The 16,206-nt window shown below is 34.5% G+C and carries 17 protein-coding genes; 7 read left to right on the top strand and 10 right to left on the bottom strand.

Annotated elements, in window-relative coordinates:
• Positions 1–3: 3 nt before the first annotated feature.
• The 7 genes from FAF07_RS02275 to FAF07_RS02245 form a co-directional block, all read right to left on the bottom strand.
• Positions 4–462 (bottom strand): hypothetical protein, encoded by a 459-nt coding sequence (locus tag FAF07_RS02275; protein WP_142783579.1) that lies wholly within the window; start codon positions 460–462, stop codon positions 4–6.
• An 8-nt stretch (positions 463–470) separates the two neighbouring features.
• Positions 471–968: a hypothetical protein gene (locus FAF07_RS02270; RefSeq protein ID WP_142783578.1), complete on the bottom strand. Its 498-nt coding sequence runs from the start codon at positions 966–968 to the stop codon at positions 471–473.
• Positions 969–1,000: 32 nt separating this feature from the next.
• On the bottom strand, positions 1,001–1,543 hold the full coding sequence (locus FAF07_RS02265; protein ID WP_142783577.1) for an RNA polymerase sigma factor: 543 nt from the start codon (positions 1,541–1,543) through the stop codon (positions 1,001–1,003).
• Positions 1,544–1,834: 291 nt separating this feature from the next.
• Positions 1,835–3,670, bottom strand: a complete 1,836-nt coding sequence (locus tag FAF07_RS02260; RefSeq protein WP_142783576.1) for an ABC transporter ATP-binding protein — start codon at positions 3,668–3,670, stop codon at positions 1,835–1,837.
• The gene (locus tag FAF07_RS02255) at positions 3,670–5,400 is read right to left on the bottom strand and encodes a phospho-sugar mutase (RefSeq protein WP_185956501.1); all 1,731 of its coding nucleotides are present in this window, start codon (positions 5,398–5,400) and stop codon (positions 3,670–3,672) included. The genes FAF07_RS02260 and FAF07_RS02255 overlap by 1 nt, the downstream gene beginning before the upstream one ends.
• Positions 5,401–5,489: 89 nt before the next feature.
• Entirely contained in the window at positions 5,490–6,449 is a 960-nt protein-coding gene (locus tag FAF07_RS02250) for a glycosyltransferase family 2 protein (RefSeq protein ID WP_142783575.1), read from the bottom strand.
• A gap of 32 nt (positions 6,450–6,481) precedes the next feature.
• A complete protein-coding gene (locus FAF07_RS02245) occupies positions 6,482–7,012 on the bottom strand; it encodes a DUF4199 domain-containing protein (protein WP_142783574.1) in 531 nt (176 codons plus the stop codon).
• Positions 7,013–7,170: 158 nt separating this feature from the next.
• On the opposite strand from FAF07_RS02245, the gene FAF07_RS02240 reads away from it, so the two are divergent.
• The 3 genes from FAF07_RS02240 (at position 7,171) to FAF07_RS02230 (ending at position 9,660) form a co-directional block, all read left to right on the top strand.
• Entirely contained in the window at positions 7,171–7,422 is a 252-nt protein-coding gene (locus tag FAF07_RS02240) for a type B 50S ribosomal protein L31 (RefSeq protein WP_142783573.1), read from the top strand.
• A gap of 107 nt (positions 7,423–7,529) precedes the next feature.
• Positions 7,530–8,705 (top strand): GlmU family protein, encoded by a 1,176-nt coding sequence (locus tag FAF07_RS02235; protein WP_142783572.1) that lies wholly within the window; start codon positions 7,530–7,532, stop codon positions 8,703–8,705.
• A 40-nt stretch (positions 8,706–8,745) separates the two neighbouring features.
• Complete coding sequence (locus tag FAF07_RS02230) at positions 8,746–9,660, top strand: TolB family protein (RefSeq protein ID WP_142783571.1); 915 nt, start codon at positions 8,746–8,748, stop codon at positions 9,658–9,660.
• Here the strand turns inward: FAF07_RS02230 and FAF07_RS02225 are convergent.
• Positions 9,647–11,224: an ABC transporter substrate-binding protein gene (locus tag FAF07_RS02225; RefSeq protein WP_246067751.1), complete on the bottom strand. Its 1,578-nt coding sequence runs from the start codon at positions 11,222–11,224 to the stop codon at positions 9,647–9,649. The two genes, FAF07_RS02230 and FAF07_RS02225, sit on opposite strands and share 14 nt — an antisense overlap.
• A 140-nt stretch (positions 11,225–11,364) precedes the next feature.
• Between FAF07_RS02225 and mtaB the strand changes: the two genes are divergently transcribed.
• Positions 11,365–12,687 (top strand): tRNA (N(6)-L-threonylcarbamoyladenosine(37)-C(2))-methylthiotransferase MtaB, encoded by a 1,323-nt coding sequence (mtaB, locus tag FAF07_RS02220; protein ID WP_142783569.1) that lies wholly within the window; start codon positions 11,365–11,367, stop codon positions 12,685–12,687.
• Between the two features lie 375 nt (positions 12,688–13,062).
• On the opposite strand, the gene FAF07_RS02215 is transcribed toward mtaB, so the two are convergent.
• Positions 13,063–13,359, bottom strand: coding sequence for an N-acetyltransferase (locus tag FAF07_RS02215; RefSeq protein WP_142783568.1), 297 nt, complete (start codon positions 13,357–13,359; stop codon positions 13,063–13,065).
• A gap of 115 nt (positions 13,360–13,474) precedes the next feature.
• Between FAF07_RS02215 and FAF07_RS02210 the strand changes: the two genes are divergently transcribed.
• Positions 13,475–14,140 carry an alpha/beta hydrolase family protein gene (locus tag FAF07_RS02210; RefSeq protein WP_142783567.1) on the top strand — a complete coding sequence of 222 codons (666 nt, stop codon included), beginning with the start codon at positions 13,475–13,477 and terminating at the stop codon, positions 14,138–14,140.
• 49 nt (positions 14,141–14,189) lie between these two features.
• On the top strand, positions 14,190–15,119 hold the full coding sequence (locus FAF07_RS02205; protein ID WP_142783566.1) for a lytic transglycosylase domain-containing protein: 930 nt from the start codon (positions 14,190–14,192) through the stop codon (positions 15,117–15,119).
• Between the two features lie 2 nt (positions 15,120–15,121).
• Here the strand turns inward: FAF07_RS02205 and FAF07_RS02200 are convergent, their stop codons facing one another.
• Positions 15,122–15,700 (bottom strand): tetratricopeptide repeat protein, encoded by a 579-nt coding sequence (locus FAF07_RS02200; protein WP_142783565.1) that lies wholly within the window; start codon positions 15,698–15,700, stop codon positions 15,122–15,124.
• A 289-nt stretch (positions 15,701–15,989) separates the two neighbouring features.
• Between FAF07_RS02200 and rpmH the strand changes: the two genes are divergently transcribed.
• Entirely contained in the window at positions 15,990–16,151 is a 162-nt protein-coding gene (rpmH, locus tag FAF07_RS02195; RefSeq protein WP_034059443.1) for a 50S ribosomal protein L34, read from the top strand.
• Positions 16,152–16,206 lie beyond the last annotated feature (55 nt).

Here is a 16,206-nt window from a genome sequence, read left to right as displayed (position 1 = left end):
GATTTAATCTTTATTTCTAAATTCTTGACGCCGTTTCTTTAATCGTTCAAAAAGCTTTCTGTTAAACTCTTCTTCGGCTACTTTTAATAATATAATTTTCTGCGGAGAGATGACCTGCTTCAAATCATCAATAAGTTGATTCTTTAAATTATGCAAGGCATTTTCCGATGCTATTAATTTATCCAAAAGTTCTTGTGCTCTCTCATCGTTAATCGTTTGATAAGTTTCTTTAATCTCTCTTCTGGTATGCCTGAGGTCTTCATGTTTAATTTTTAAGGATTCATCTTCGTAGGCATTATAAACTGGCCAAAATTTCTCTGCTTCATTTACAGATAAATCTAAACGTTCTGTTATAAATGACACTTTTAATGCTTTAATAGCATTTCTTTTGTTATCTCTGTTTTGCCCTGAAACAGTCATGAATGTGAGCAAAAAGATTAAGATACATGTTATTTTTTTCATATCGTTTTCTATTCAATAATTAAAACCTCAATATCTGAATGGTTCAAAATATACGTTTCAAGTTGTTCTGTATTTATATCAGTTTGGATAAAATTGTTTTCAGCAAGTTCATCTTCTGTAAATAATGACGCTAGTTCGTAGACACTTATATCTTCATTCAACATATAATTCTCGACAGTCTCTGTATCTATGGAATCCCAATTTGATTTGGTTTCAAAAATAGATAGATTAAAAAGCAACAATATAGTGGCAGCAATTGCTGAAACATATAGAAGATTCCTTTTACTTAACAGCTGAATAACTTTTGGTCCATCTTCATGTGAAAGTTTCTTTATTACTGACGATTCTATAGAATTTAAATAAGCTTCTGGCATTTTAAAACCGGCATCTGAAATATTAGCTTTCAGTTTTATATCATGTAATATCACATCTTCCAGATTGGAAAAGTAATCTTCAGGAGTTTTAAATCCTGACTGCTTGATATTATGTATTCGTTTCTTTTTCATTTACCAATAAGACTTAAATCTTCATTAATAGTTTAATTATTGATTAGATAGTCTTCGATTTTTTTAACCGCAATATGGTAGGATGCCTTTAAAGCACCTTCACTTGTTTCAAGAATGTCTGCCATATCCTTATATTTTATAGACTGAAAGTATTTCATATTAAATACTAATTGCTGTTTTGGAGGTAAGGTGGCGATGGCCTGTTGTAATTTTAATTGAATTTGGTCGCCTTCAAAATACACGTCACTTGCTAAGTTATTAATAGCGAATTGTTGCACATCTTCATTGCTTACCTGTAATCGTTTGGTATTTTTATTAATAAAGGTAATTGATTCATTAGTTGCAATGCGATACATCCAGGAATATAATTTGCTATCCCCTTTAAAGTTTTGAATGTTTTTATAAACCTTAATAAAGGTGTTTTGAAGCACATCATCAGCATCATCATGAGATTTTACAATATGACGAATATGCCAGTATAACCGCTCTTTATAAAGGCTTATTAAAGCTTTAAAGGCTTGTTCTTTATTGGAATTAGATTGTAAATCTTCTATAAATTGTGCTTCGTCGTTCACAAAAACGCTTTCATTTTAGACACTTAAAAGTACCAAAAGTTTAAAGGAAAAAAAGTATATTTTTATTGATTATGTAAAAATCTGATATTGAGTAATTTATATAATATTTTATCGATTAAGCGTGAATTAATTACGATAAAATACATTTTTTCTTGTGAGAACTACTTATTTGTATTATGTTTGTCACAGAAACCTACTTATGTTGTTAGTTGCCCCAAATCTAACAATGAACAAAAAAAAAGGATAGAAGCCCAAATCTCTATCCTTTTTTGCATTTATAAGGTTTTGTAATTATTCGAAACTTTGCATATCCACCAACTTTTTATAAATACCGTTTTTGGCTATAAGCTCCGAATGTTTGCCTTGTTCGGCAATTTCTCCTTTGTTTAACACTATAATTTCATTGGCGTTTTGAATGGTGGATAACCGGTGTGCAATTACTATGGAGGTTCTGTTTTTCATCATGTTCTCTAAAGCCACTTGTACTAAACGTTCGCTCTCTGTGTCAAGAGCCGATGTGGCTTCATCCAATATCATGATAGGTGGGCTTTTAAGAACGGCACGTGCAATACTAAGGCGTTGCTTTTGTCCGCCAGAAAGTTTATTGCCAGAATCACCAATATTAGTTTCAATGCCTTGTGGCAAGTCTTTTACAAACTCCCATGCATTGGCAATTTTCAGAGCTTCTATAATATCATCATCTGTTGCCTGGTCATTGCCTAACTTTAAATTATTTTTGATGCTATCATTGAATAAAATAGCATCCTGAGTAACGATCCCCAACTGACTTCGTAATGAATCTGTTGTTAAATCACGAATGTCTAACCCATCAATTAAAACCCGCCCTTGGTTAACATCGTAAAAACGAGTAATTAGATTAGCGATAGTCGATTTACCGCTACCAGATTGTCCAACCAATGCCACCGATTGCCCTTTCGGAATAGTTAAGGTGAAATTCTTTAAAACGTATTCGTCTTCATACTTAAACGAGATATTATCAAAAACGATTTCGGTATCGAAGCTGTTTTTTACAATGGCGTTTTCTTTATCTTTTAGTGGGTTTTTAGTATCAATAATTTCCTGAATTCTTTCCGCGGCAGCGTTACCTTGTTTAATATTATAGAGCCCTCTCGAAATGGCTTTTGCAGGAACCAGAATATTATATGCCAATCCCATATAGGCTATAAAGGAGCTGGAATCAAGCGATTTATCAACCAATACCAATTGGCCGCCATACCATAAAAGAATTGAAATCACCAAGATGCCTAAAAATTCGCTGGCAGGTGAGGCTAAATTTTGTCGGTTAAGTAATTTATTTGAAAAGTGATAAAACCGAGATGTGGAATCATTGAATTTGTTGTAAAATTTATCTTGAGCATTAAAGCCTTTTATAATACGAAGCCCGGTTAATGTTTCTTCTAAGGTAGATAGTGTCACGCCCTGTTCTACTTGAACACGGTCGGATTTTTTCTTCAGGCTCTTTCCAATTCTTGAAATAATAGCGCCAGAAATCGGGATAAATATAAATACAAAAATGGTAAGTTTGACACTTATTATAAGCATCATAACAATGGTAAAAATGATGCTTAATGGTTCTCTTACAATAAGTTCTAAAACAGGTAATAAGGAATATTGTAAGGTGGCTACATCACCGGTAACGCGCGCCATGATATCCCCTTTTTTTTGTTCTGAAAAATAAGACAGTGGTAATTCGACAGTTTTTTTATAGACGTTATTTCTAATATCCCTAACCACACCATTGCGTAAAAATACCATGAAGTAATTGGCAAAATAGCCAAAGACATTTTTTAGTAGGAATAATATAATAATAAAAACTATTACTAATAGAAGCGCTTTAGATTTATCGTCCTGCGCGTATAAATGAATTTGATGCGCCATAAAGTCCTTATAAAACGTATCTAATTGGCCAATGCCTTCGTAAATAGGTTTTTTTAAAATGCTGGCAGTTCCTTTAACGGGTTCCTTAAAAAGGACATCGAGCATCGGAATTAATGCAATGAACGATAGGGCGCCAAATAAAGCAAAAAACACATTAGAAATAATGTGTCCTATGGCATACCCTTTATAAGGCTTTGCATATTTTAAAATATTATAAAAATGCTTCATTAATTAAGTTTCATATCTTTTAATATGGCATCAATTTTAGCTTCCAATTTGGCTTCGGTTTCCTTAAAAGCGCTCGCCGATTCTAAAGAGGTATTGACACTAATATAAAATTTTATCTTAGGCTCGGTTCCACTTGGGCGCAAGGCTATTTTACTGCCATCTTCCGTATAATAAATTAATACATTGGATTTTGGAATATCAATAGCGGTTTCCTCTCCCGTAATTCTATTTTTTGAAATGGATAATTGATAATCTTCAATTTTAATAACTTTAGAACCATTAACGATTTGAAGCGGATTCTCGCGTGCATCCACCATCATTTGTTTAATTTCTTGAGCACCTTCAATACCCTTTTTAGTTATCGATACCAAGCGTTCTTTGTAAAAACCGTGTTCTACATATAAATCGATAAGCTCTTTAAACATAGAACTTCCTTTTGCTTTTGCTTGGGCGGCAATTTCGCAGGCCAAAAGTGTTGACGTTACGGCATCTTTATCCCGTACAAAATCACCTACCATAAAACCAAAACTTTCTTCGCCACCACCAATAAAATCGAGTTCAGAAAAATCTTTAATGAGTTTTGCAATCCACTTAAAGCCTGTTAAAACAATTTTACTTTCTACTTGATAAGCTGCTGCTAAATTATTGAGCATAGGCGTAGACACTATGGTTGAGGCAATAAATTCTTTGCCTTTGATTTTGCCATCAGATTTCCAATGCTTAAGCAGAAAAGCAGTCATCATTAACATGGTCTGATTCCCATTAAGGAGTTGGAGTTCATTCTCGTTATTGCGCACTGCCACACCAAGTCTGTCACAATCTGGATCTGTCCCTATTACAATATCAGCATGCACCTCATTAGCTAGATCTAAAGCCATTTTTAAAGCTGCTGGTTCTTCTGGGTTTGGAGATTTTACGGTTGGAAAATCACCATCTGGCACTTCTTGTTCTTTTACAAGATGCACTTTCTTATATCCAGCCCTTTTAAGCGTTTCTGGAACAGCGGTGATTGATGTTCCGTGAAGCGAGGTGAACACAATGTTGAGATCATCTTTCGCTTCCGCGGAAGTATTAAAGCTTCCATTTTTTACGGAAGCTTCAATGAAGGCCTCATCAACATCTTTTCCTATATACTTTATAAGATTATTGTTAGCTTCAAATTTTATGTCGGCGTAATCTAAATCGTTAATAACTTTAATAATAGCATCGTCATGAGGCGGTACTAATTGTCCGCCATCTTGCCAATACACTTTATAACCGTTATATTCTGGTGGGTTGTGCGATGCCGTTAACACAATACCACAATGACAGTTTAGGTGTTTTACAGCAAATGATAGCTCTGGCGTAGGTCTTAAATCTTCAAATAAAAACACTTCAATATTATTTGCAGAAAACACATCGGCAACCACTTTGGCCAATGATTTGCTATTGTGTCTACAATCATAAGCTATAACCGCTTTTGGCGTTTCATTTGGAAATGATTTATGTAAATAATCACTTAAACCTTGCGTGCTTTTTCCCAACGTATATCTATTGATTCTATTAGTGCCAACACCCATAATGCCACGCATGCCACCTGTTCCAAATTCTAAGTCTTTGTAAAAACTTTCTTGAATATCTTTTGGGTTATGAGCAATGCTTTCTTTAATAGTCGCTTGTGTTTTGTCATCAAATGTTGGGGTTAACCAAGCATTTATTCGGTCTAAAATTTTAGGTTCTATATGAATCATATTATAAAAAGAAATGTTTTTTCAAAAGTAAACAATTGAAAAAGAATATGTTTTAAAAAGCTATTATTTTGAAGGAAACGCCGGCATTTTTAAGGTATTCCATCTAAATTGAGTTCGTCTTTAATATTATAGCGTGTTTTGTCCTGTTTTGTTCTTAAAATAATTTCGCCTAAAAAACCAGCAACAAAAAATTGTGTACCAATAACCATGGTCGCTAAAGCAATATAAAATTGTGGACGTTGTGTAATTAGCCTACCAAACGGATTTAGGAACAGTTTGTCAATACCTAAATACAGGGCAAAGCCTAATCCAATAGCAAACATGATGAAGCCTAAAGCACCGAATAGGTGCATGGGGCGTTTACCAAAACGGGATAAAAACCAAATAGTAATTAGATCTAAAAAGCCATGTATAAAGCGGTTCATTCCAAATTTGGTTTCGCCATATTTTCTAGCTCGATGTTGTACTATTTTTTCACCGATTTTAGTGAAACCTGCATTCTTAGAGAGTACAGGGATGTAGCGATGCATTTCACCATTGACATCAATATTTTTAACAACATCTAATTGATACGCTTTTAAACCGCAATTAAAATCATTTAAGATTACGCCAGAGGTTTTGCGTGCAGCCCAATTAAAAAGTTTTGAAGGTAAATTTTTTGAGATTACAGAATCGTAGCGTTTCTTTTTCCAACCCGAAACTAACTCGTATCCATCATTGATAATCATATCATAAAGTTCTGGAATCTCGTCTGGGTTGTCCTGTAAATCGGCATCCATAGTGATAACAACATCTCCTTTAGCTTTTTCAAAGCCTGCATGAAGCGCCTGGGATTTTCCGAAATTTTTTAGAAAGCGAATACCTTTAACATATGGGTTTTGAGCTCCCAATTGGGTGATGACCTCCCAAGATTTATCTGTGCTACCATCATCTATAAAAATGATTTCATAAGAAAAATGATTGGACTGCATAACTTTTGCAATCCAATCATGTAATTCTTTTAAAGAGTCTTGTTCGTTAAGTAGTGGTATGACTACAGATATATTCATTCAAAAGTATTTATGAGTCAAAAATACTGAATTTATTCTGTGTCTGGATTACTTTTTTTCATGGCAGCGGCAACTATTAAACCAATAATACTAAAGAATACGAGATAACCTGCTAAACCTTTTAAAATATTGCCGATCGAATATTGATTTTGTGCTTCCATTTCATCAACCATATCTGCAATGGCATCCGTAGGAGTTCCAAAGCCTTCCATCATTTGCACCGTTTTTTCAATGGTTTTTTCTTTTAAAATGTCTGCTGCACCCGTATCAATAAAGTTGAATAACAAATAAGACACCGCAGTGCTAATAACTAAACCGATAACTACAGTAATAAAATAAGCAGTAAAGGCTTCCTTAAAGGAGGCAAAACCACTATTGTTTTGTTTAACTTTAGCAACGGAAATGATGCCCAAAACAATAATTGCTATTAAAATAAAGATGCCATACCAGGTATTCGTTAAGAGTTCCAGGTTAACAGCATAAGCCAAAACGGTAAGTAGTGCTAATAAAGCACCCAAATATAAACCATAATTAGTAGCTATAGATTTTGAAGTGTTTTCCATAAAATGTGATTTTATAAGGTTAGTTTGTAAGTTAGTATTCAAAGATAGAAAAACGTTACATTATAGAAGTAAATAAAAATTATTAAAAAGCATTGTGAATTTGTAAAAAATACTTAAATTTGCACTTCCAAAATTGAAAAGAATAAAAGCATTTAGCGATGAGAAAAGGTATACACCCAGAAAATTATAGATTAGTAGCATTTAAAGATATGTCTAATGAAGATGTGTTTTTAACAAAATCTACTGCAGATACTAACGAAACTTTAGAGGTCGACGGTGTGGAGTATCCATTAATAAAAATGGAGATTTCAAGAACATCACATCCATATTATACCGGTAAATCTAAATTAGTTGATACTGCTGGTCGTATTGATAAATTTAAAAACAAATACGCTAAGTTTAAAAAATAAGCTTAGTACGATTATAATATATTTAAAGCCTTTCAGTTAATTGAAAGGCTTTTTTATTTTATCTAATTACCCTACTTTTGATAAAGAATAACACTTTTAACTGTTTTATGAATTATATATTGTTTGACGGCCCGTCACGAAATAATTTACTGCCTTTTACATTTACACGCCCTGTGGCCGATATACGTGTTGGGATATTAACAATTAGGGAAAAGTGGGAAAGATTTTTAGATACAACCACGACAACAGTTACCGAAGATTATCTATTGGATAAGTACCCGATGGTTGAAATGGACGATAATGTGATGATTAATGCCTCGTATCTTCCTAATCTAGAATTGGTAGAAATGATCAGGGATCTAGCTGAGAATCAGGTGATTTTTCAAGATGAAGATGTAATCGCGTTCTATACAAAAGAAGCACAAGACAATATTAACTTTGAAACCTTTGAAGCTTTAGAATTCTCGGGCGATACCATTAAAATAGAAAACACTTGGGATATATTCTCAAAAAATGGAGAGGCTATTCAAGAAGATTTCAATCTCATTACGAAGGACAGAAGTTCACAACATATTCCAGCAAGTAATAATTGTATTGCACCTGAGAATATTTTTATAGAAGAAGGTGCTACATTAGAGTTTACTACGTTAAACGCCAGTAAAGGGCCTATATATATTGCAAAAGACGCAGAAATTATGGAAGGCAGTTTAATTCGCGGACCATTGGCATTATGTGAAGCTGCTGTAATAAAAATGGGGGCTAAAATATATGGACCAACTACTATAGGTCCTAGTAGTAAAGTAGGAGGAGAAATTACTAATTCGGTAATTTTCGAAAATTCTAATAAAGGTCATGAAGGTTATTTAGGAAATTCTGTAATTGGTGAATGGTGTAATTTAGGAGCCGACACGAATAACTCTAATTTAAAAAATAATTATGCCGAAGTACGGTTATGGGATTACCAAACTGAAGGTTTTGCTAGAACTGGTTTGCAGTTTTGTGGACTCATGATGGGCGATCACAGTAAATGTGGTATCAATACGATGTTTAATACGGGCACGGTTGTTGGCGTAAGTGCTAATATTTTCGGGAGTGGATTTCCTAGAAATTTTATACCAAGTTTTAGTTGGGGAGGTAGTAACGGGTTTACAACATACCTTACTAAAAAAGCCTTTGAAGTAGCTGAAGTTGTAATGTCCAGACGTAAGATAAAATTTACAGATATAGACAAAGCCATCTTAGAGCACATTTTTGAAGAAACTAAACAATATAGACGTGAGTAAATAGGTTTTATTATCTTTAGTCAAAATTAAATAGCTGTAAATGAAGTTCTTAATTGTTATTTTAAGTTTGCTAAGTTGTTTTCTAGGCGGTTCCCAGATCGAAAAATATACCTGCAACAATTTGAAGATTAATGATGAAAGGCCACATTATGGCTTAAAATATTATCAATCTAATAAAGTGGTTTACACCTCTTATTTATTAAACAAAAAGGGAAAAATTAAAAGGGTTGGTGGGAATCCTGTATTAACCATTTTTACAGGTTTGTTATCTGATAGCGGTGAAATTAGTAATGAAGAATTACTAGATATTGATCCAAAGGAAGACATTGCGCATATTACAAGTGCGACATTTTCAAATGATGGTAAACATCTGTATTTAACGACGCATTATAATGCCAACGACAAACCCAAAGGGCGTTTTAAGGTCACAAATTTTACTATAAAAGTTGGTGAATATATTGAAGGAAAAGGATGGACAGATTTTACTGTGTTACCGTTTTGTATCCCTCGATATTCTTATGGGCATCCGGCGTTTAGTGCTGATGGCAAAACTTTATATTTTATAGCGAATATTAGAGACGGGAAACAGACCACCAAAGGCAAATCAGATATTTTTAAAGTGAATGTTCTAGAAGATAATACCTTTAGTAAACCCGAAAATTTAGGTGCTAAGGTGAATTCGTATAGTCGGGAAATGTTTCCGTTTATGGGTGCTGATCATACCTTGTATTTTTCTTCAGATAGACCCAATGGTTTTGGAGGTTTTGATTTATATTCCAGTAAAATGAATCCTGACGGCACCTTTGAAAAAGCAAAAAAAATGCCCCAACCCATTAATAGTGTTAAGGATGATATTAGTGTTGTATTGAATGCTACCAATAAGTCTGGATATATCGCTTCCAAACGATTAAAAGGGAAAGGCGATGATGATATTTATTATGTTACTTTCGAATAGCTTTTTTAACACGCCTCAAATCCAACAGGTTTATGGGGTTAATACCTAAACCAGTAACTTCCTTTCTTGTAAAACGTACCACTTCATCATAAAATAAAGGCACTATCGGTGTTTTTTCCATGATTAATGAATCCATTTTCGAATATAGTAACTCACGTTTTTTAGTATCGGTTTCTGTAAAGGCTTGTTCATACCAAGTATCAAATTGTTGATTTTTAAAGTGGGTATAATTTGGTCCGTTAGGTGCAAAATTTTTACTGTAGTAGAGTGATAGGTAATTCTCGGCATCTGGATAATCGGCAATCCAACTGGCTCTAAACATCGCCAATTTCCCATTGGCTTTAGCATCTTTTAAGGTTGCCGCAGGAATAACATCTACATTAACAATAAGTCCTGTTTTTTGCAATTCACGTTGAATATATTCACAAAAGCTCAAATAATTACTGGTTGTCGTAATCGTTATTTCTGGTGAATTATGACCCGTTTCATTTTTAAATTGAGCAATAAGTTGTTTGGCCTTTTCGGGCTGATAGGTAAAACCAACAGTCTCATTAAAACCCGGCAGCCCCTTTGGGATAAAGCCACCATTAGCAGGAATGCCGACCCCGTTGCGTAAATAAATCATCATCTTTTTCCTGTCAAAACCATAATTTACGGCTTGTCGTATAAGCTCAGATTGCATTTCTGGGATTTCAGAATCCATATAGAATGCCAAATATTCAGTATTCAAATACGGCCCACGAATCATCTTGGCACGTTCCGCATATTTTGGACGAAGTTCGCCAGTAGCTGTTAATATTTCATCCTTATAGGAGGCATCCAATCCCGATACAAAGTCAATATTACCTTGCGCAAATTGAAGGAACTCACTTTGCTTGTCCGGTAAAAATGTAATGGCTACCGCCTCTAAGTATGGCAGTTTTGTTCCGTTGCTATCCTGTTCAAAATAGTGCTTGTTTTTTCTGAAGATGAGTTTCAGGTTTTCTTCCCACCGTTTAAATAAAAACGGTCCTGTACCAATAGGGTGCGCTCTAAAATCTGTACCATAAAGCGTCACAATCTCTTTAGGAACAACGGAACAATATTTCATTGACAACAGTCCTAAAAATGCAGGAAAGGCCTGTTTTAAAGTAATCCGGAATAGGGTGTCGTTAACCGCCTTAAAACTGTCCACTTTATTGAATACCCAACTCCCAGGGGGAGCTAATTGTTTGTCAATCAATCGGTTGAAGCTATACTCAAAATCGTCGGCTATAACTGGTCTTGTAGAATCATTTCTAAAACCTTCATGTTTGTGAAAATACACGTCATTTCGAATTGTAAAAGAGTAGGTGAGGGCATCTTCGGAAATCGTCCAATCTTTGGCAATACAAGGCTTGATATTTAAATTGTCGTCCATTTGCACTAAGCCATTAAATAACTGGTTCGTGGCCCAAATATCAGCCAAATCTTTAGAGAATGCGGGATCTAATGAACCTATATTTTTATGTTCATTATATCTAAAAACCAAATGTGCATTATTTTTATCGCTCGTATTTTCGCAAGACATTACAATTACAGACATACAAACTGCTGATATATAGTTTATTGTTCTTTTGGAAATGCGTTTTATCATGTAAGTAATTAGTTGTAAATTTGCAGTCTTTAAATGAAATCTGGTAAATATAATGAGATTTCTATCTCTTTGGAAACCTTAAATACTAAATGAATAAAAAAGTAGCGTTTTATACTTTAGGCTGTAAGCTGAATTTTTCAGAAACCTCTACAATAGCAAGAAATTTTAATGACGAAGATTTTGATCGTGTCGATTTTTCGGAATATGCCGATATCTATGTCATAAATACCTGTTCTGTGACTGAGAATGCCGATAAGCGTTTTAAGACGGTTGTAAAACAAGCGCAAAAGCATAACCCTAATGCTTTTGTTGCTGCGGTTGGCTGTTATGCCCAATTAAAACCGCAAGAATTGGCAGATGTTCATGGCGTAGATTTGGTTTTGGGGGCTACCGAAAAATTTAAAATCACTGATTATATCAATGATTTATCTAAAAATGATTTTGGTGAAGTGCATTCCTGCGAGATTGAAGACGCCGATTTTTACGTAGGCTCTTATTCTATAGGCGATAGAACAAGGGCATTTTTAAAAGTACAGGACGGCTGCGATTATAAATGTACTTATTGTACCATTCCGTTAGCACGAGGTATTTCCAGAAGTGATGCTTTGGAAAATGTCATACAGAATGCCTACAAAATCTCTAAACAGAATATTAAGGAAATCGTATTGACCGGTGTAAATATTGGGGATTACGGTAAAGGGGAATTTGGAAACAAAAAGCACGCGCACACCTTTCTAGATTTAGTGAAAGCATTGGATAAGGTAGAAGGTATTGAACGCTTGCGTATATCTTCTATAGAACCCAATTTACTGAAAAACGAAACCATAGATCTAGTGTCAAATTCTAGAGCTTTTGTTCCACATTTTCATATCCCTTTGCAAAGTGGGAGCAATACGATTCTTAAAAAGATGAAACGCCGTTATATGCGTGAATTGTATGTAGATCGCGTATTGAAGATAAAAGAAGTCATGCCACATGCCTGTATTGGTGTGGATGTGATTGTCGGTTTTCCGGGTGAAACGGATGCCCATTTTTTAGAGACCTATAATTTTTTGACAGACTTGGATATTTCGTATTTACACGTGTTTACCTATTCAGAGCGTGATAATACCGAAGCGGCTGATATGGCTGGCATAGTTCCAAGCAATGTGAGAACCAAGCGCAGTAAAATGTTGCGTGGATTATCCGTTAAAAAACGGCGTGCGTTCTATGAAAGTCAATTGGGAAGTACACGAACCGTTTTGTTTGAAAGTGAAAATAAAGCCGGTTATATTCATGGTTTTACTGAAAACTATGTCAAGGTAAAAACACCTTGGAACCCAGAATTGGTAAACACCTTGCATGAGGTTGAGCTTACCGCCATTGATGATGGTTTAGTAAGATTGGAATTCGTAGAAAGCTTAGCTATATAGTGAGCTCATTTAAACTTTTTTAATCTAAATAATTCCCCGACGGCTCTGCCTCGGGGTTTTCCGGGCGAGGTAAAATACAAAATTTCGGTTTTTGGCCGAAAGGTCAAAATGAAACCGGCGAAATACCTCTATGGCTCTGCCTCGAGGATAGTCGGTTTCAAGAAATTTTTTATTTGGCTAAAAATAAAAAATTGTCCTTTTGCACGCACTTTTTATCTTTTTTTCGTTCCGTAGCGATGCTATGCAACTCAAAAAAGCCTTCATCTGGTCACAAAATGACTAATTTTCGCCTCAATCAGAAAGTTTAAATGAGTTCAGTAAACAAAAAAATCCAAAATGAAAATTTTGGATTTTTTTATATCTTTTAGTTTAAAGTTAGATTCGTAATCCAACAGGTAACATGCGTTTGTACTTTCTATTGCCTCTAACAAATTTTGCTATTTCCGGACTTGTTGGCACCACGCTTAAATTACGTGCTTCAATATGTTCAAAAACGGCCTTTAAAAATTCCTTGCTAAAATCTTCATCCTTAATTTGTTCAGGAATAATAAGCTTGGTTAAAAAAATCTTTCGGTCTTGTAAGGAGTACTCGATTTTAGCTAGATGGTCATCAACTTTGATTTCAAACTGGCGTAAAAAATCATTATCTACTAATTCTGCTACATCAATCATGGCTTATATTTTATTACTTAGGGGTGATAAATAGTGGGAACTATTTATATAAATTTGCAGTGCAAAGTTACGAAATAATATCGGGACTATAAAATTTAAACGGACTTAAAACCTTATGATTCAAGAGATAATACATGTGTATTTAATGCCTGGTATGGCTGCAAGCCCTAAGATTTTTGAAAACATCAAATTACCAAAAAACCAATTTGAGCTACACCTGCTAGAATGGTTGATTCCTATACCTAAAGAATCATTAAGTGCCTATGCCTTGCGATTGTCTTTAAAAGTGAAGCATGATAATGTGGTTTTATTAGGGGTTTCATTTGGAGGGATCTTGGTTCAGGAAATGAATAAACATATAAACATCCGTAAACTCATTATTGTATCTAGTGTTAAATCGAGCAACGAATTACCAAGACGCATGTTATTGGCAAAAAAGACCAAGGCTTATAAATTACTGCCCATGCAATTAGCGTCAAATATTGATTTGTTTTCGAAATATGCCTTTGGAAGTAACGTAAAAAAACGTCTAGAACTCTACAAAAAATATTTATCAGTGAGTGATGCTACGTATTTAAGTTGGGCCATAGAACAGATGGTGTGTTGGAATCAAGATGAGTTTCCACAAGAGATGATTCATATCCATGGTGATAATGATCCAGTGTTTCCTATTAAATACATTGGGGAGTGCATAACCGTAAAAGGAGGGACGCATATTATGATTCTCAATAAGTTTAAATGGTTTAACGAAAACTTGCCCAAGTTAATTTTAGGGAACTAGGTCTTGCGAATCAGATATTTTTTATAACTTTAAACAAAACTTTTTAAAGATGAAGATAGTACAGAAAGCCTTGGCATTTGTAGGATTATTAAGTTTATCAGCCTTATTTATTTATGCCCTACAAGATGCACCTACAGATGAAAATTTCGAGAAGAAATTAATTAATGATTATAACGTCTATGCACTTCAAGTTCCAGATGATTTGAGTTTTGCGGGAGAACCCGTGCCACTTGGAAATCCAGATATTTTGGAACGTATGGATAGAGAACTTTTAGTAAACACTTATTGGCAATCTAATGGCTTGCTCATGTTTAAGCGTGCAAAAAAGTACTTTCCAGTCATAGAACCTATTTTAAAAAAGCATGGTGTTCCAGACGATTTTAAGTATTTGGCAGTTATTGAAAGCGGATTGAGTAATGCCGTTTCTCCAGCTGGAGCACGAGGTGTTTGGCAAATCATGAAAGCCACGGGTAAGGAAAACGGATTAGAGGTTAATGACAATGTTGATGAGCGTTATCATCTTGAAAAAGCGACCGAAGTAGCTTGCAAATATTTACTTGAAGCCAAAGAGGGATTAGGATCATGGACACTCGCTGCTGCTGCGTACAATGCCGGAAATACTGGCGTAGCAAGACGTTTAGAAGAGCAGCAGGTGAACGATTATTACGATTTATTATTAGGTGAGGAAACAGGGCGCTACCTCTTTAGAATTGTGGCTCTAAAGGAAATATTGTCTAACCCCAAAACATACGGTTTTAATTTTAGGGAAAAAGATCTGTACAGTAATGTGCCGACTTATCAAGTAGAAATTGATACCGCTGTTACCGACTTTTCAAGCCTTGCAAAAAGTTTTGGGATTAACTATAAAATCTTAAAACTTCACAACCCGTGGTTGCGTGAACCACATCTGAATAATAAATCCAGAAAAGTGTATACCTTAGATATTCCTAAGGACGGGTATTACACGACCGTGAAATAATATTAGCGCATGCGTCCGCGTTGTGATCTAGCAGACCCGCCAGTGCCATAGTGCTGGTTAGGCATTTGGGCACGTTTCATATTGTCTTTCATCATTTTTATCTGATCGGTCAACATGCCTTGTTTATCCAATTTTTGAGCTTCGGCAAGTAATTTTTTGGCCTCTACTTTTCTACGCTTTGAAAACGCAATACCTGCTAAATTCAATTTAGCCATGGCCAAATCATGATCCATGGAAAGCCCTAAAGAAATAGCCTTTTTAAAATATTTTTCAGCATCGTTCATATTGCTTTGAGATACCATGATGCCATGAAGGTAATTATAATAACCTTGTTGTTTTTTAACCAAAGCAGCTTCTGGGTTTTTAATCTTGTTCAGCCATCTTTTAGCACCTTCAAAATCTTGTTTCCGCAGTCTTAAAAATGCCAATAGTATAAATTCGTTTTTAAAATATAGAAATATAAATATTGAAGAGAGCAGAATAAGCATAATACCATTCCCTATAAAACCTTCTGTAAATTGAAAAACAGCAAAGGCAATGATGCCCGCCGCTATAATAAGTTTTATGATTTTATTGAACATGTGTGTGTTGTCTTTTAGGTGTTTTCGACGCGAATTGATTCTGTATCCTCGTCCACATTACTATATGAGTGCAAAGAAACTAATTTTTTATTAAAATATCTTCATAATGAATAGCCAAAAACATAGCATTTAAGCCAAATATACTGTACTCTTTTCTCATTAAATTTATATACGATTTTTTTTAAAATAACATTTGCCAAAGTAAAAAGTCTTTGTATATTTGCCCTCAGTTTTAAATAAAGACTAAAACTAATAAAACAATTACAATTCAGATTTAAAAAATAAGACAATGCCAAAAAGAACGTTTCAGCCATCAAAGAGAAAGAGAAGAAACAAACACGGTTTTAGAGAAAGAATGGCTTCTGCAAACGGAAGAAAGGTTCTTGCTCGTAGAAGAGCTAAAGGAAGAAAAAAACTTTCTGTTTCAACAGAAACAAGACATAAAAAATAATGATTGATCATTATTGATATTTTAAAGGTGTTGCTTAGGTGTAACACCTTTTTTT

Source organism: Changchengzhania lutea (genome assembly GCF_006974145.1).
In the GTDB taxonomy this organism is placed as follows: Bacteria; Bacteroidota; Bacteroidia; order Flavobacteriales; family Flavobacteriaceae; genus Changchengzhania; species Changchengzhania lutea.
This window is presented reverse-complemented; position numbering and strand designations above follow the sequence as displayed.

Bases quoted from the DNA above. Each gene is read 5' to 3' on its own strand.
- FAF07_RS02275 (WP_142783579.1), bottom strand. From the start codon at position 462: ATGAAAAAAATAACATGTATCTTAATCTTTTTGCTCACATTCATGACT.
- FAF07_RS02270 (WP_142783578.1), bottom strand. From the start codon at position 968: ATGAAAAAGAAACGAATACATAATATCAAGCAGTCAGGATTTAAAACT.
- FAF07_RS02260 (WP_142783576.1), bottom strand. From the start codon at position 3,670: ATGAAGCATTTTTATAATATTTTAAAATATGCAAAGCCTTATAAAGGG.
- FAF07_RS02255 (WP_185956501.1), bottom strand. From the start codon at position 5,400: ATGATTCATATAGAACCTAAAATTTTAGACCGAATAAATGCTTGGTTA.
- FAF07_RS02250 (WP_142783575.1), bottom strand. From the start codon at position 6,449: ATGAATATATCTGTAGTCATACCACTACTTAACGAACAAGACTCTTTA.
- FAF07_RS02245 (WP_142783574.1), bottom strand. From the start codon at position 7,012: ATGGAAAACACTTCAAAATCTATAGCTACTAATTATGGTTTATATTTG.
- FAF07_RS02240 (WP_142783573.1), top strand. From the start codon at position 7,171: ATGAGAAAAGGTATACACCCAGAAAATTATAGATTAGTAGCATTTAAA.
- FAF07_RS02235 (WP_142783572.1), top strand. From the start codon at position 7,530: ATGAATTATATATTGTTTGACGGCCCGTCACGAAATAATTTACTGCCT.
- FAF07_RS02230 (WP_142783571.1), top strand. From the start codon at position 8,746: ATGAAGTTCTTAATTGTTATTTTAAGTTTGCTAAGTTGTTTTCTAGGC.
- FAF07_RS02225 (WP_246067751.1), bottom strand. From the start codon at position 11,224: ATGTCTGTAATTGTAATGTCTTGCGAAAATACGAGCGATAAAAATAAT.
- mtaB (WP_142783569.1), top strand. From the start codon at position 11,365: ATGAATAAAAAAGTAGCGTTTTATACTTTAGGCTGTAAGCTGAATTTT.
- FAF07_RS02215 (WP_142783568.1), bottom strand. From the start codon at position 13,359: ATGATTGATGTAGCAGAATTAGTAGATAATGATTTTTTACGCCAGTTT.
- FAF07_RS02210 (WP_142783567.1), top strand. From the start codon at position 13,475: ATGATTCAAGAGATAATACATGTGTATTTAATGCCTGGTATGGCTGCA.
- FAF07_RS02205 (WP_142783566.1), top strand. From the start codon at position 14,190: ATGAAGATAGTACAGAAAGCCTTGGCATTTGTAGGATTATTAAGTTTA.
- FAF07_RS02200 (WP_142783565.1), bottom strand. From the start codon at position 15,700: ATGTTCAATAAAATCATAAAACTTATTATAGCGGCGGGCATCATTGCC.
- rpmH (WP_034059443.1), top strand. From the start codon at position 15,990: ATGCCAAAAAGAACGTTTCAGCCATCAAAGAGAAAGAGAAGAAACAAA.